This window comes from Methanococcoides sp. DA23 (assembly GCF_057593895.1).
Genome location: NZ_CM172520.1, coordinates 1,157,226 through 1,172,151 on the forward strand (window position 1 = coordinate 1,157,226; position 14,926 = coordinate 1,172,151).

General features: G+C 42.1%; 16 protein-coding genes. 13 read left to right on the forward strand and 3 right to left on the reverse strand.

What is annotated here, in order from left to right:
* Positions 1-20 precede the first annotated feature (20 nt).
* Positions 21-893, forward strand: coding sequence for an ATP-binding protein (locus tag AC20MK_RS05690; RefSeq protein ID WP_487357002.1), 873 nt, complete (start codon positions 21-23; stop codon positions 891-893).
* Positions 894-931: 38 nt separating this feature from the next.
* Here AC20MK_RS05690 and nadA read toward each other — a convergent pair whose 3' ends face one another.
* Positions 932-1,852, reverse strand: a complete 921-nt coding sequence (gene nadA, locus AC20MK_RS05695) for a quinolinate synthase NadA (protein WP_487357003.1) — start codon at positions 1,850-1,852, stop codon at positions 932-934.
* 234 nt (positions 1,853-2,086) lie between these two features.
* Here nadA and AC20MK_RS05700 point away from each other — a divergent pair, with 234 nt between their 5' ends.
* From AC20MK_RS05700 to AC20MK_RS05745, 10 genes are all read left to right on the forward strand, one after another.
* Positions 2,087-2,290, forward strand: coding sequence for a heavy-metal-associated domain-containing protein (locus AC20MK_RS05700; RefSeq protein ID WP_487357004.1), 204 nt, complete (start codon positions 2,087-2,089; stop codon positions 2,288-2,290).
* 83 nt (positions 2,291-2,373) lie between these two features.
* Positions 2,374-2,583: a heavy-metal-associated domain-containing protein gene (locus tag AC20MK_RS05705; protein ID WP_487357005.1), complete on the forward strand. Its 210-nt coding sequence runs from the start codon at positions 2,374-2,376 to the stop codon at positions 2,581-2,583.
* Positions 2,580-5,027, forward strand: coding sequence for a heavy metal translocating P-type ATPase (locus tag AC20MK_RS05710; protein ID WP_487357006.1), 2,448 nt, complete (start codon positions 2,580-2,582; stop codon positions 5,025-5,027). Before AC20MK_RS05705 ends, AC20MK_RS05710 begins: the two co-directional genes overlap by 4 nt.
* 279 nt (positions 5,028-5,306) lie before the next feature.
* Complete coding sequence (locus AC20MK_RS05715) at positions 5,307-6,698, forward strand: COG1470 family protein (protein WP_487357007.1); 1,392 nt, start codon at positions 5,307-5,309, stop codon at positions 6,696-6,698.
* Between the two features lie 174 nt (positions 6,699-6,872).
* Entirely contained in the window at positions 6,873-7,427 is a 555-nt protein-coding gene (locus AC20MK_RS05720) for a helix-turn-helix domain-containing protein (RefSeq protein WP_487357008.1), read from the forward strand.
* Positions 7,428-7,479: 52 nt separating this feature from the next.
* Entirely contained in the window at positions 7,480-9,153 is a 1,674-nt protein-coding gene (locus AC20MK_RS05725) for an AMP-binding protein (RefSeq protein ID WP_487357009.1), read from the forward strand.
* Between the two features lie 119 nt (positions 9,154-9,272).
* On the forward strand, positions 9,273-9,515 hold the full coding sequence (locus AC20MK_RS05730; RefSeq protein WP_487357010.1) for a 4Fe-4S dicluster domain-containing protein: 243 nt from the start codon (positions 9,273-9,275) through the stop codon (positions 9,513-9,515).
* A gap of 22 nt (positions 9,516-9,537) precedes the next feature.
* Complete coding sequence (locus AC20MK_RS05735; protein WP_487357011.1) at positions 9,538-10,599, forward strand: 3-methyl-2-oxobutanoate dehydrogenase subunit VorB; 1,062 nt, start codon at positions 9,538-9,540, stop codon at positions 10,597-10,599.
* A 2-nt stretch (positions 10,600-10,601) separates the two neighbouring features.
* Positions 10,602-12,029 (forward strand): 2-oxoacid:acceptor oxidoreductase family protein, encoded by a 1,428-nt coding sequence (locus AC20MK_RS05740; protein ID WP_487357012.1) that lies wholly within the window; start codon positions 10,602-10,604, stop codon positions 12,027-12,029.
* Between the two features lie 87 nt (positions 12,030-12,116).
* Positions 12,117-12,734, forward strand: a complete 618-nt coding sequence (locus tag AC20MK_RS05745) for a DUF8147 domain-containing protein (RefSeq protein WP_487357013.1) — start codon at positions 12,117-12,119, stop codon at positions 12,732-12,734.
* A gap of 179 nt (positions 12,735-12,913) precedes the next feature.
* On the opposite strand, the gene AC20MK_RS05750 is transcribed toward AC20MK_RS05745, so the two are convergent.
* The gene (locus tag AC20MK_RS05750) at positions 12,914-13,201 is read right to left on the reverse strand and encodes a putative quinol monooxygenase (RefSeq protein WP_487357014.1); all 288 of its coding nucleotides are present in this window, start codon (positions 13,199-13,201) and stop codon (positions 12,914-12,916) included.
* 157 nt (positions 13,202-13,358) lie between these two features.
* Between AC20MK_RS05750 and AC20MK_RS05755 the strand changes: the two genes are divergently transcribed.
* A complete protein-coding gene (locus AC20MK_RS05755) occupies positions 13,359-13,733 on the forward strand; it encodes an HNH endonuclease (RefSeq protein WP_487357015.1) in 375 nt (124 codons plus the stop codon).
* Positions 13,734-13,878: 145 nt separating this feature from the next.
* Here the strand turns inward: AC20MK_RS05755 and AC20MK_RS05760 are convergent, their stop codons facing one another.
* Positions 13,879-14,163: a hypothetical protein gene (locus tag AC20MK_RS05760; RefSeq protein ID WP_487357016.1), complete on the reverse strand. Its 285-nt coding sequence runs from the start codon at positions 14,161-14,163 to the stop codon at positions 13,879-13,881.
* 423 nt (positions 14,164-14,586) lie between these two features.
* On the opposite strand from AC20MK_RS05760, the gene AC20MK_RS05765 reads away from it, so the two are divergent.
* Positions 14,587-14,778, forward strand: a complete 192-nt coding sequence (locus AC20MK_RS05765) for a TRAM domain-containing RNA chaperone (RefSeq protein WP_487357017.1) — start codon at positions 14,587-14,589, stop codon at positions 14,776-14,778.
* Positions 14,779-14,926: the final 148 nt, after the last annotated feature.

The window sequence follows — 14,926 nt, forward strand, 5'->3', positions numbered from 1 at the left end:
GAGATCCTCGGAGAATTTACATGAAACAGCTCACTATAATAAGCGGAAAGGGTGGCACCGGAAAGACTACTATCGCAGCAGCGTTTGCTTCACTTGCAGAAAATGCTGTGATAGCTGATTGTGATGTGGATGCAGCCGATATGCACCTGATATTGAACCCGGAGATAATTGGAACAATAGACTTCTATGGTCTGAAGGAAGCCTATATTGATAGCTCCCTATGCATCCAATGTAGACTGTGTAAAGAGAATTGCAGGTTCGATGCAATTACTGATGATATCAAGGTCGATAGCTTCGAATGTGAAGGCTGTGGAGTATGTGCTCATATCTGTCCCGAAGGAGCCATAACTATGGTTGAAAGAAAAGCAGGAGAAGCTTATCTTTCTGAAACCAGATTCGGACCAATGGCACATGCAAAACTCAGCGTAGGAGAGGAAGCAAGTGGTAAACTGGTAGCTCTTGTCAGGGATAATTCCAGGGACCTTGCTGAAAGATATGGAAAAGATCTTATCATCATTGATGGTCCTCCTGGCACAGGTTGCTCTTTGATCGCATCCATTACAGGTGTTGATATGGTTGTGGTCATAACCGAACCCAGTGTATCAGGAATTCATGACCTAGAACGGGTTCTGGACGTAGCCGAACATTTTAATATCCCGGCTGTGGTCTGTATAAACAAGTACGATATAAATGAAGAGAACACCCGTATTATTGAAGATTATTGCAGGGATAAGAGAATCGATGTTGTGGGAAAGCTTCCTCTTAGCAGAATTCCGACCGAGGCAATGATCCAGGAAAAAACGGTGATGGAATATTCATGTAATGAATTGTCAGGGGAGTTCTCAGAAAAACTAAAGGACATGTGGGGAAACGTTATGAGAAGCCTGAACTGAAACATGGTTTATGCTTCAGGCCACGCTTTCATATAATATCACATAGTACGTTTGACCGCAAGCATCCTGTCAAGGGCTTTCTTTGCCTTGAGCCTTGTATTTTCAGGCACAGTGATCACATACTGCATGTTCTCAAGAGCATCGAGGATGGATTCAAGAGTTGTTATCTTCATGTTAGTACAGATGGTGAACTCGGAAACATAGTAGAACTTCTTTTCCGGATTCTCTTTACCCAGCCTGTGAAGGAGTCCGTTCTCCGTACCTATAATGAATTCCTTTGCATTGGACTTCTTTGCATAGTTCAGTATGCCGGTTGTACTCAACACCTCATCAGCAAGGTCCAGCACTTCTGTACGACATTCGGGATGTGCCAGGAACAGTGCATTAGGATGTTCCTCTTTTGCTTTAATTACGTCATGTGCACGCATCTGGTGATGTGTGGGACAGAAACCATCCCATGAGTAGATCTTCTTATCCGTGAAGCCTGCAACATAGTTCCCGAGGTTCTTGTCCGGAACAAAGATCACCTCATCTTCATCAAGAGAGTTCACCACATCGATGGCATTGGCTGAGGTGCAGCAAATATCGCTCTGTGCCTTTATCAGTGCAGATGAGTTCACATAGCACACAACAGCGGCATCAGGGTGTTTCTTCTTTTCGTCATCAAGGGATATGACATCGACCATCTCGGCCATGGGACAGCCTGCTTCCTTTTCAGGAAGAAGCACTGTCTTTTCCGGACTCAGAATGGCTGCACTCTCCGCCATGAAATCAACACCACAGAATACGATGACATCAGCATCTGAATCTACTACCTGCTGGCTCAATCCCAGGGAATCGCCTGTAAAATCTGCAATGTCCTGTACTTCGGGACGTTGATAGTTATGAGCAAGAATAACTGCATTAAGTTCTGTTTTTAAATTATTGATCCTTTCAATGATCTCTTTCATATCCTGCATATTCTCACCATGTAAATATCGCTTATTGAGCTATATCAATCTTACCTAATTTTTATAAATTATATTTAATGTTATCGTCGTAGTCTATTTAAATCAAATAAGCGATAATACTTTATGTTAACGCCGTTAACAGACGATTGTAAATATTTGTTGCTTTAAGTAATTAACGGCAGCATAAAATATTGCATAAGTATAAATTATTGTAAAACCCTCTTAATTTTGGGAGTGAAATAAATGGTAGAGACAAAACTAAAAGTTGGCGGCATGTCATGTGGGCACTGCAAGATGCACGTTGAAAAGGCGATATCCGGGGTTGCAGGAGTTTCATCCGTAGATGTCGATCTCGACAAAGGTGAAGCTGAAGTCTCCTATGATGAAACTGTAACGGATATCGATGCTATTAAAAAAGCTGTGAACGATTCCGGATACAAGGCATAAAGCCTTGTTTTTATTATTTTTTTATGCTGCACGATAAGCAGTATTTTCAGACAGAAATATCCTATTAACAATGGTGCAACAACATGGAAGCTAAGATATCTGTTCTTGGAATGACATGTATGCATTGTCACGAGAGGGTTACAAAAGCCATCTTCTCGCTTGAAGGCGTGGAAAATGTTGATGTAAGTCTTGAAGAGAACAATGCTACTGTTAGCTTAGATCCTGAAAAAGTCACCCTTGATGAGATCCGTCAGGCTGTTACAGGTGCTGGTTATGAGGTTGTGAAAGTATGATAAAGATAGTATTAGAGATCGAAGGAATGACCTGTGCTTCATGCTCAAAAAGGGTTGAAGATGCCTTAAGAAAAACAGAAGGTGTTGCATCTGTAAATGTCAATCTGCCTGCCGAAAAAGCGTTTGTGGAATATGACCCGGATATCACAAATGTGGATGCCCTGATAAAAGCTGTTGATGATACAGGATATAGTGCGACTCCTGCAGGTCAGAGAACGAAGACCATCACTGCAAATATCGGTGAAATGACCTGTGCAACATGTGCACTAACTGTTGAAAAAACACTTTCTTCGATTCCCGGGGTCCATGAAGCAAATGTCAATTTTGCTTCATCCAAAGTCACAATTTCTTACGAGCCCTCTGCTGCATCGATTGACGATATGAAAGCGGCTGTTGATGATTCAGGCTATTCGATGAGCTTTGAAGAAGAAGAGGAGGTTGACCGTGAACAGCTCACGATCAATAAGGCAGCACGCAAGATGTGGATCGCAGGGTCTTCCGCTAGCGTGATCATGGTCCTTATGACGACCCATATGTTCTTCGTGTCAATCCCATATTATTTCATCATCACCCTAATACTGGCCATTCCATCTGTTTTTATAGCAGGGGCTGATACCCACAGGACAACCTGGAAAGCTCTGAAACACAGAACTGTCAACATGGATACGCTCATTACCATGGGTTCCCTGATCCCTTATTTTCTCAGCATGCTTGGCTTCTGGTTCAAGGTGACCACATTTGTAGAAATGGCAGCTACGATCATGGCACTGCACCTTGTTGGGAGATATCTGGAAACAAAGGCAAAAGGCAGAGCATCCCAGGCGATCAAGAAACTTATCGCCCTGGAGGCCAAGAATGCCCGCATCATTGAGAATGGAGTCGAAAAAGAGATCCCGGTTAGAGAACTTAATATAAATGACATAATGATCATAAAACCCGGCGAGAAAATACCGACCGATGGTGTTGTGGTTTCCGGTAGCAGTACTGTGGATGAGTCCATGGCAACAGGCGAATCAATGCCAGTTGAAAGAAAAGAAGGAGATGAGGTTATCGGCTCCACCATTAACCAGAATGGGGTCCTGCGTGTAAGCGTCACAAAGCTCGGTAAGGATACTTTCTTGTCCCAGGTCATAACCATGGTAGAGCAGGCACAGGGATCAAAGGTTCCGATCCAGGAGTTTGCTGACAAGGTGACCGGGTACTTTGTACCGACTGTGATCATCATCGCTATAGGTGCCTTTGTCTCATGGATACTATTTTCCAGTTTTCATATCTCGATAGTTGAGTATTTCAATTTCCCATGGAGTAATACAGATGTTCCTCTTTACACCCTTGGACTCCTTGCCACAACAGCAGTACTCGTTATCTCCTGCCCCTGTGCCCTTGGTCTGGCAACCCCCACAGCCCTGATGGTTGGGAGTGGAAGAGGAGCACAGCGAGGTATTCTCATTCGCAGTGGTGAAGCAATACAGACTATGAAAGATGTAAAGATCATTGCCTTTGATAAGACGGGTACAATTACAAAAGGCCAACCTCAGGTAACTGATGTACTGGTTTCTGATGCCTCGTCATCAGAGGAAGTATTGTCCTATACAGCAAGCCTGGAATCAGTTTCAGAGCACCCTCTGGCATCTGCCATAATCAAGAAAGCAGAAGAGAGCGGGGCGAGTGCCCATGAAGTTAAGGATTTTGAATCTGTAACAGGTAAAGGTGTGAAGGGCCTTATTAATGGTCATGAGATCATCGTGGGAAACCGCAAGATCTTCTCCATGTTCAGTGTGGATTATCAGGAATTTGAGGAAAAAATGGGCGACCTTGAAGCTGCTGCCAAGACAGTTGTATTGGTGGCAATGGATGGAAAAGTGATCGGAGCCATTGCAATTGCAGATACTATCAAGGAAGATTCCATTCAGGCGATCCGGGAGATCGAAAGAATGGGTATAAAAACCGCAATGATCACCGGCGACAACAGGAAGACAGCAGAAGCAGTGGCAAAGATGGTTGGGATCAGTTATGTGATATCCGATGTGCTGCCTGGTGGGAAAGTGGATGAGATCAAAAAGTTGCAATCCGAATATGGTATAGTCGCAATGGTGGGGGACGGGATCAATGATGCCCCGGCACTCAAACAGGCAAACGTCGGCATTGCCATAGGTACGGGTACTGATATAGCAATTGAATCTTCTGATATCACACTGGTGAGGGGAGATATCAAGTCAGTTATCTCTGCTATCAAATTATCAAAGGCAACTTTCCGTAAGATCAAAGAGAATTATTTCTGGGCTTGGATCTATAATGCGGTAGCTATCCCTGCAGCTTTCTTTGGATTACTTCATCCCATGATAGGAGCTGGTGCAATGGCACTGAGTTCACTGACTGTTGTACTTAATTCATTGAGACTCAGACGCACAAACATTGATCCTGAACCTGAACCCAAAAAGTGATCATTGTAGGAGATTGCAGATGCTTCTTTGACTTGAAGATATATCAATAAAAATCATTACAATGAGTTCGGTCTCGGTTGTGACGAACTCCCTGCTGATGAAGAGAAGCAGAATTAAATAATTATTAATTTGGCATGTTTCAAGCATGCCACTCCTTTTTTTATTAATTTGATAACTACGGATGAATTCGAAGTTTAGACAATTCTTTAATAAGTGTAACTCCTACTGTAACATGTCGAAAGACGCTCACTATTACCAAATTATAAAAGGAGAATCGATATGAAAAAATATTTTGCATTTATGTCAATTGGCCTGTTGTTGCTCAGCATGACGGCAATAACAGTTGCCATTGCTGCCCCTGAAAATGCAGCAGCAGAACCAGAATTGTTTGCCGAACCCATGTTAATAGCTGAACCAGTATTGATATCTGAACCTGCACTGATAGCTGAAAGGATCTCTGCAGATGGATATTATCAGGACATGCTATATCCTGAGATCGAAAGAGAGATAGTCCCTCTGCTTGTTGACCCGGGATATTCCTATCTTAGAATTAAGCCGGGAGAGTCCGATGAGATGACCGTGGTGCTTTTCAATCACGGAAAAGAGCCACTGACACTTGAGCCTTATGTTGCACCGAAGGTATTCAGTGAAAACATGCTTGACGAGGACTGGGTCACCATCTCACCTGCAAAGGCTGAACTCAAGTCCGGGGAAAAGCAGGAGTTCACCATCAAGGTCTCAGTTCCTGAGGATGCTGAACTTGATAGTTATGATGCAAACGTTTTCTTCAGTGACCTCGAAGGGGATATTGCAGCCCTGTACCCTGGTTACAATGGTGCACTTGAGCTTTCAGTGAACGTCTGGTTGCCACCAAATGTGCAGATTTTCAATTCATACATCAATGACCGTGTGGAAGCAGGTTCTGAATATGAATATGTGATCAAGCTCAAGAACGTTGCTGACAAGGCAATTTCCATCAACCCTGAATTCGAGATAAGTGAGGATGAATGGTATGGATACAGTGCACAGGTATCTCTTGATAAGAAGGACGTGACTATCACAGCACCTTCTGTCATCAAGGCAGGAGAGAAGGCCACCGTAACAGTAAAGGTCAGAGTTCCAGCTGATGCAGAAGGGAATCTCAATGGCAGGATCAACCTGAACATCGATGACAGGACAATGAACGAATGGAGCCAGAAGGTCAGCATTAACCTCGATGTCTGGCAACAGCCGGAAGATCCGTTCACAACAATCTTTGTTTCAAGGACAGATGATCCGGTCACCCTCAAGATAATCTCAAGGGACTATAATTATGGTGGCAGCAGCACATCTTCTACAGCACCTTCCTTCGATGTTGTGTTGAAGAACGCTGATGGTCAGGTCAAGTCGGTCCTTATCAGTACAGGCCACAGTAGCACTGTCAGTCTTTCACAGCAATCTCCTGTCTATTATGGAATTGCAATGGATGAGGCAAGAGATGGAGCTATGAGTGATATGGCTGTTTCAAAAGAGAGTGCAGACGAGGACCAATTCAATGTTTATCAGCAGGGTTCAACAACATATACGGAAGTCTATCTTGCTGAGGGTGCTGTTGGAGAATGGACACTTGAGATAATGCCTCATAACACAGAGAACTTTGAATATTCTGTCAACATCGGTCCTGTTGATTGAATCTATTTTCATTGTGTCATGTGCTAACATGGCACTCAATACCTTTTTTTACTTCTTCTTTTAACATCACAGCAGATAATGATATAATATATCAATGCTGAAAGTTCAGTGCCTATATTAAAAGAATTGTCGTCTTGCAAGCATTTTTTGTAACGGCCCTAATAAGTTGATAACATGCAGGAAAAAATAATCGAAATCGCATCACGTCTATCCGAATTGCGCGAATTGTCCGACATAGGTCTTGAGGCCATGGCAGAGAAGCTTGGTATCTCTGTGGATACTTACAAACAATATGATTCCGGGAAATCTGATATTCCTGCAAGCATGCTGTTTGAGATATCACAGATACTCAATGTGGACCTGGGACTTCTTCTGACAGGAGAGGAACCGCGCATGCATATCTTTGCTGTCAACCGAAAAGGCAAGGGTACTGAAGTGGAAAGAAGGGCGGATTACAATTACCAGAACCTTGCCTCGAACTTTGTTCATAAAAAGGCAGAACCTTTCATCGTCAGTGTGGAGCCGCGTTCAGGTGCTAATACCCCTTCCATGAACTCCCATCCTGGACAGGAATTCGATTATGTGATAAGCGGTAAGCTCAAGGTCTGGATACATGACAATGAGATAATCCTTGAGGAAGGCGATTCCATTTATTTCGATTCCAGCTTCGTTCATGCAATGGAAGCGGTTGGAGATGAGCCAGCAAAGTTCCTTGCAATGGTTCTATGATAGTTTTGCTATCTGAACCTTATTTATCTTTTTATAGAAAACGGGTGTAAATATGTCATCTTTATTGGAAGAATATATCTCACGTACAGACTTCGGATCGTATGAGGACTTTAAGGAAAATTTCAAAATCAACATTCCTGATAATTTCAATTTCGCATACGATGTCGTTGACAGATATGCAAAAGAACAGCCTGATAAAAGGGCACTTGTCTGGTGTGATGATGAAGGCAATGAACTGGTCTATAGCTTCAAGGACCTGAAACACTATAGTGACAAAGCAGCCAATCTCTTCAAAAAGTACGGCATCGAAAAAGGCGATGTTGTTATGCTGACCCTTAAAGGCCGATATGAGTTCTGGATATGTATCCTCGCTCTGCATAAGCTCGGTGCGATCACCCTTCCGGCAACACATATGCTGACCACCAAGGATGTCACATACCGCATTGAACTTTCCAATATAAAGATGGTAGTCAGTGCGGATGATGAAGGTTTGATGGGATATATCGATGAAGGTCACAAAGGCTATGAGGACATCCTGCTCCACAAGGCATCCCTGAATGGAGGACGTGAAGGGTGGCTTAATTTCACAAAGGAACTTGAGGAATCTTCTGCCGACTTCACACGTCCGGAAGGAGAAGCTGCTACAAAGAACGAGGACATTGCCTTGCTTTATTTCTCCTCAGGTACCACAGGCCTGCCAAAAATGGTACAGCATGATTTTGCATATCCTCTCGGACATATCATCACTGCGAAGTACTGGCAGAACGTTCGCGATGACGGTCTGCACCTTACAGTTGCTGATTCAGGCTGGGCAAAATGTGTATGGGGTAAGCTCTACGGTCAGTGGATAAGCGGAACTGCGGTCTTTGTCTATGACTATGAGCGTTTTGATGCTAAGAACATGCTTGAATTCGCAAGCAAGTACGGGGTAACGACCTTCTGTGCACCTCCGACCATCTATCGTTTCCTTATCAAGGAAGACCTTTCACAATATGATTTCAGCAGTCTCGAATATTGTGTTGTGGCAGGTGAGCCTCTTAATCCTGAAGTTTATGAGAGGTTCCTGGAGTTCACCGGACTGAAGCTCATGGAAGGCTTCGGGCAGACCGAGAGCATTGTAAGCATTGCTACTTATCCGTGGATGGAACCTAAACCCGGTTCAATGGGTAAGCCTTCACCTGAATACGATATCGAGCTTTTGAATCTTGACGGTGAGATCTGTGATTTCGGGGAAGTAGGCGAGATCGTCATCAATACCTCAAAAGGAAAGCCTGTGGGCCTGTTCTCTGGATATCGTTCTGATGAGAAGAAGACGAACGAGGTATGGCATGATGGTTATTACCATACCGGAGATATGGCCTGGACGGACGAGGATGGTTATTTCTGGTTCGTTGGCAGGTCTGATGATATCATCAAGAGCTCCGGTTACAAGATCGGACCTTTCGAGGTCGAGAGTGCTTTGATAGAACATCCTGCCGTACTTGAATGTGCCATAACAGGTGTTCCTGATGACACAAGGGGACAGATAGTCAAAGCTACGATAGTTCTTGCAAAAGGCTATGAGGCAAGTGAGGAATTGAAGAAGGAACTTCAGGACCATGTCAAGAAAGCTACTGCACCTTACAAATATCCACGTGCTGTGGACTTTGTTGATGAGCTTCCCAAGACCATCAGCGGCAAGATCAGGCGTGTTGAGATACGCGACCACGATGAAGGAAAGAACTGATAAATATCATAGAACGTTTCAGGACTATAATAGTTCCTGAAACATATTTAAATATTCGAATGTTCCAATGGCTAAAATCTTTTATTTGGAGTTTATCTATTTAATCACAGGTTGATATCATGTCTGAAAATAGTGAAAAAATGAAACCTTATCCACAGCTTAACAATCTTGAATGTAAAGGCTGTGAAAGATGTATTCCCGCATGTCCAAAAAATGTTCTATTCATGAGCGAGCATATCAATGAACGCGGTTATCGCTATGTTGAATACAAGGGTGAAGGCTGTACAGGCTGTGGAAATTGCTACTACACCTGTCCTGAGACGCTGGCTATTGCAGTGCACATCCCTATAAAGGAAGAATAAGCCCGGAAAGTGAGGTAAAATTATGGCTACACAATTGATCAAAGGTAACTCAGCTGTCATTATTGGCGCTTTATATGCCGGATGCGACTGTTATTTCGGTTATCCGATAACTCCGGCAAGTGAGATCCTCCATGAAGCTTCCCAGACATTCCCGAAGCTTGGAAGGAAATTCGTACAGGCGGAATCAGAGGAAGCCGCTATTAATATGGTCTATGGAGCGGCATCTGCCGGCCATAGGGTTATGACAGCATCATCAGGTCCTGGTATGAGCTTGAAACAGGAAGGTATCTCATATCTTGCAGGGGCTGAACTGCCCAGTGTCATCGTTGACATCATGAGAGCAGGTCCGGGTCTTGGTAATATCGGTCCTGAACAGGCTGATTATGCTCAGGTAGTAAAAGGCGGAGGACATGGAAACTATCGCAATATCGTACTTGCACCTAATTCCGTTCAGGAAATGTGCGACCATACGATAAAGGCCTTCGAGCTGGCAAGCAAATACCGCAACCCAGTTGTCGTTCTTGCTGATGGTGTGCTCGGACAGATGATAGAGCCCCTTCAGTTCCCTGACGAAGCTATAACACCTGTTATTGATGAGTCATGGGCTGTATGTGGTACGAAGGAGACAAAGGAGAACCTTGTCTCGTCTATCTTCCTGGATTTCGACAAACTTGAAGATTTCAACTATCAGCTTCAGGAGAAGTATGAGACGATCAAGGAGAACGAGACCGTTCATGAAGAGTACATGACAGAGGATGCCTCCATCGTTCTTGTTGCGTATGGTATCAGCAGCAGGATATGCCATTCAGCTGTAGAGGTTGCAAGACGTGAAGGTCTCAAGGTAGGATTGTTCCGTCCTATCACGTTGTTCCCATTCCCTGAAGATGAGCTTAAGGGCATTGCTGATTCCTATGACTGTACTTTCATTGCAGTCGAGATGAGCAACGGTCAGATGATGGAAGATGTGAAACTTGCTATCGGGTGCAGCAGACCGGTTGAATTGGTCAATCGCCTCGGTGGAAACCTGATCACACTTGATCAGGTAATGGAAAAGATCAGAGAAGTTGCTTCAAGGGAGGCATGAATATGGCAGAGAAGATCATTGGAAAACCGGCAGCGATCTATGAAGAGTTCTCAAGAAAGGGAGGAGCTGCACCGACTGCAACCCACTATTGTCCGGGATGTGGACATGGTATCATTCACAAGCTGATCGGTGAGGCTATGGACGACCTTGGAATTCAGGACAGGTCCGTCATGATAAGCCCTGTTGGGTGTGCTGTATTTGCTTATTACTACTTTGATTGCGGAAACCTCCAGGTAGCACATGGACGTGCACCTGCTGTTGGTACTGGTATGTCAAGGGCACAGGACAACGCTGTGGTCATCTCATATCAGGGCGATGGTGACCTTGCTTCAATTGGTCTTAATGAGACCATGCAGGCCGCTAACCGTGGTGAGAAGATGGCGGTATTCTTCGTGAACAACACCGTTTTCGGAATGACCGGCGGTCAGATGGCACCAACCACACTTATCGGTGAGAAGACAGTCACATGTCCGGATGGAAGGGACCCAAGGTTTGCCGGCTATCCGCTTCACATGTGCGAGATCCTTGATAACCTGAAAGCACCTGTGTTCATCGAGCGTGTATCCATTTCCGATATATCACATATCAGGAAAGCAAGGAAGGCTATTAGAAGAGCTCTTGAGGTCCAGAGGGACGGTAAAGGATATGCATTTGTCGAAGTGCTTTCCACATGTCCGACGAACCTCAGGCAGAATGCACAGCAGAGCACTGATTTCGTGAACGATATGATGGAGGTGGAATTCCCACTCCAGAACTTCAGGGACAGGTTCGATGAGGTCGAGCCATTGTGGAGGGATGAAAGTGATTTCTCCAAGGCTTCCATTGACAAGCTTTACAGCCTTGAGGACAATGCTTCCCCGGATGCAGTACCGGACAAGGACTTCAAGATCGCCTTAGTTAAGATAGCCGGATTCGGTGGCCAGGGTGTTCTGAGCATGGGACTTACCCTTGCACGTGCAGGTTGCCGTGATCAGCGCTATACTTCCTGGTATCCGTCATACGGACCTGAGCAGAGGGGTGGAACTTCCAATTGCTCCGTTGTAATTTCAGGAAAACATATAGGCTCACCTGTTGTGTATGAATCAGATGTGCTCATAGCCCTTAACCAGCCATCACTTGAGAAGTTCGCAGGTGATGTGAAAGAGGGTGGTGTCATTCTCTATGATGCAACTATCAGTGGTGTCGAAGTTCCTGAAAATGTAAGGTCCATTGCAGTTCCTGCCATGCAGATAGCAAAGGATGCAGGCTCAGTTAAAGCTGCAAACACCGTTATGCTCGGTGTGATGATGGAACTTGGGGACACTGGTCTTCCTGAAAAGGTATTCAGGGAAGCTATCGAGGATACCTTTGCAAGCAAACCAAAGCTTATCCCGATGAACCTGACGATCCTCGAAGCCGCTGCAAAGTGGACAAGAGAGAATGTCAAGTGATATCAAAATAAGACCTGATAAGTTCTAAATATAGAACAAAATAATGTGTCCGGCACTTTGCCGGATACGCCTTAATTTTTTATTTTCATGAAAATAATAACAAACCTATTTGTTTCTTTTATAGTGTTTGCAATAGTGGGGATCGCTGTTACAGCTATCCTTCAGGATAGGATTTTCTTCTCAGTCTTTGTTGGTTTCCCAGTAGGCATATTTGCAGGACTTATGACCTTTTTGTACCTTAAATGGAAGAGCAGGGTTGTAGTGTCAAAAGTAGATACTGCTTTTGATAACATAGTTGATTTTCTCCAAAATGAAGTTTCACTCCGCTTTGGTAAAAACAAGATCGAAAAAGATTATCAACAAGATCTGGAAGGTAAATTATCAGTCCTGACTGAAAGATATGGATATGATATTAAGTACGAATCTGTAAAAGGTAAACATAGGGTTGATTTTGTAATTAATGGAAATATAGGCATTGAAATGAAAGTCCACCGAGGTGGAAATCGGGTCAATAAAGAATTATACAATCAAATTGCAAACTATGCACCATATTGTAATAAGTTGATAGGTTTGGTTGTGAATGAAACAAATGATGATACTGAAATTTTACGAATGCAAATTAAAGATGAATTGAAAGATCAACATGCAATTAATGCAAATGATTATGAAATAATTGTTTTAGATGTAAAAAAGAGAGCATATTAATTGATCGAGGCTATCCCAAAAACGCCTTAACTTATACAAAATGAGTTTTGATGATTTGAGACAAGCTCCATTATTTCACCTTTTTCGTAAAATAAGCAAATTATTCGAGAAGTTCGGTTCTTTATATCTTAATACAAAATAAATGTATACTTACTGGAAGTATTTTGAAATACATTAAATTACTTCGCCGGTTTATACATTATCACTTCTATTTCTTCTTCGGTTAGATCTGCCAATTTAGGAACTATCGTTATGAAGTGTTCAGTCTTATTATGAAGGTCGATAGCCTCCATATCTTCCCAGGATTCAATAAACGTCAAAGTGTACGTATCATCTATATCCTCATACAGATCATAAGAGATGCAACCTTTTTCATTCTGGCTTTTCTGTATGAGCTCTTCAGTAATTTTTAAAAATTCTTGTTTTTTATCTTCTCTTACCTTGGTTTTTGCTACTATCATGATCATTGTCTATTCCTCCTAATAATTTGTTTATTATAGCATTGCAATTTGAAGTATTTAGTGTCGTATGATGCAGTATGTGAAACATTTTGGGCATAAGTATCCAAAAAAATATTTAGCATTCTGAACAACAGAATAAGGTACATACTTTATAAATGGCTAAGTGAAGACACCTTCCAGATCAAAACATTGGATTGTCGATAAATACTGGTATACCAAAGGGACAAGAATATGGGTATTTTCAACAACAAAAAGCCCTTATACTGACAAAGAACATTTTGTTGAACGCAAATTTGATCAAGGTGCTAAAATGCCATCAGAAAAGTTTAAGAAAATATGGGAGAATCAAAAAGGTAAATGTCCGTTTTGTGGTCTGCCGATGGACATTAGTGCTAATGCAGAAGAAAGGCATCTACATCACATAAATGGAAATCATAAAGATAACAAGATCTCAAATTTAGTTTATACACATGAACATTGTCATAAGCAATATCATGCTAATTATCCTAAATCTAAAAAAATAATCACTGTAATATGAAAAGGTTAAGAGATGCTTGAGCTATATGAAGGGAACCTTCACGTACAGTTCTTAGTCTACTCAAAAGTCGGTACTATTATCATCCCATGGAAAAGTACAAAAAAGTGAACCGAGAGTGAATCCCGGTCAAATATTATTTTTTCGATCAGAATGCTACGTCTTCGATCTTGTCCAGGAAGAATATGTCCGGTTTGGTAATAACACCCAATTCTTCCATTTTCTTTTTCAGTTCATCGGATTCGACAAACTTGCGTGCGTTCTCAATATTATCCCATTCGAGAAGGATCACGAGGCTATTAGGGTCTTCTGTGGTGCGAAAAAGCATTCCCCCTTTGGAACCTTTCTCCTTTCGTTTAGATCCGTGGTCATCAAATCCGACCTTCCATTTAGAAAAATCTTCTACTGTATGTTTTACAAGTAAATATGCCATTGATTATACCCCCATTATCAATCTGGTTAACCTATATTTAGTATTTTTCAATTAGACTGAATTTATTAATCATGCATTATATGAAGCGGAATTCCATATTAGAAAGTTATTTGCCTTTATTGGATACGCGAAGGATAGACTGTTACATGGTAAATTATTCGTATCCAATTATGGTTTCAAATATTAATTTACCATGAATATTGGAATCATTAAATTTTAGTATGAAATAGAGTAATTGATGTACAAATAGATTTATATAGGATACCATCTTATTAAGATTGCTTTTAAAGGCAAAAACTACTTTAATAAATTATAGGTCTAGATGGTATTTCCTTAACTGTATTTACTATTTTTTCGTATGTTTACGAGTTGGTTATAATCTTTTTAAGCACTTTAAAGGAAGTGAAATATTTGTTCAACAACATGGAATCAACTGCTCCAGTAGAAGCTGGCGAAACATACGACGTAACAATTGAAGATATCGCAAGAGAAGGCGACGGAATCGCAAGAGTAAGCGGTTTTGTAATTTTTGTACCTAACGCATCAGTCGGTGACGAAGTAACAATCAAAGTTACCAAAGTCATGAGCAAATTCGCATTTGGCGAATTAGTTTAATTACTATAATTAATTAAATACGATTGGAATATCAGTTTTTGATATTCCATTCTTATTTCTTATTTTTTCATTATCTCTCTATTGGATCTTGATTTTTATTTTGAAGCAATATCAAGAATGATAAGCTGTTCACTCTAAATCTTCATGT

Coding starts and splice junctions, on each gene's coding strand:
- AC20MK_RS05760 (WP_487357016.1), bottom strand. CDS start 14,163: ATGGCATATTTACTTGTAAAACATACAGTAGAAGATTTTTCTAAATGG.
- AC20MK_RS05750 (WP_487357014.1), bottom strand. CDS start 13,201: ATGATCATGATAGTAGCAAAAACCAAGGTAAGAGAAGATAAAAAACAA.
- AC20MK_RS05690 (WP_487357002.1), top strand. CDS start 21: ATGAAACAGCTCACTATAATAAGCGGAAAGGGTGGCACCGGAAAGACT.
- AC20MK_RS05705 (WP_487357005.1), top strand. CDS start 2,374: ATGGAAGCTAAGATATCTGTTCTTGGAATGACATGTATGCATTGTCAC.
- AC20MK_RS05700 (WP_487357004.1), top strand. CDS start 2,087: ATGGTAGAGACAAAACTAAAAGTTGGCGGCATGTCATGTGGGCACTGC.
- AC20MK_RS05765 (WP_487357017.1), top strand. CDS start 14,587: ATGGAATCAACTGCTCCAGTAGAAGCTGGCGAAACATACGACGTAACA.
- AC20MK_RS05730 (WP_487357010.1), top strand. CDS start 9,273: ATGTCTGAAAATAGTGAAAAAATGAAACCTTATCCACAGCTTAACAAT.
- nadA (WP_487357003.1), bottom strand. CDS start 1,852: ATGCAGGATATGAAAGAGATCATTGAAAGGATCAATAATTTAAAAACA.
- AC20MK_RS05710 (WP_487357006.1), top strand. CDS start 2,580: ATGATAAAGATAGTATTAGAGATCGAAGGAATGACCTGTGCTTCATGC.
- AC20MK_RS05745 (WP_487357013.1), top strand. CDS start 12,117: ATGAAAATAATAACAAACCTATTTGTTTCTTTTATAGTGTTTGCAATA.
- AC20MK_RS05715 (WP_487357007.1), top strand. CDS start 5,307: ATGAAAAAATATTTTGCATTTATGTCAATTGGCCTGTTGTTGCTCAGC.
- AC20MK_RS05735 (WP_487357011.1), top strand. CDS start 9,538: ATGGCTACACAATTGATCAAAGGTAACTCAGCTGTCATTATTGGCGCT.
- AC20MK_RS05720 (WP_487357008.1), top strand. CDS start 6,873: ATGCAGGAAAAAATAATCGAAATCGCATCACGTCTATCCGAATTGCGC.
- AC20MK_RS05740 (WP_487357012.1), top strand. CDS start 10,602: ATGGCAGAGAAGATCATTGGAAAACCGGCAGCGATCTATGAAGAGTTC.
- AC20MK_RS05725 (WP_487357009.1), top strand. CDS start 7,480: ATGTCATCTTTATTGGAAGAATATATCTCACGTACAGACTTCGGATCG.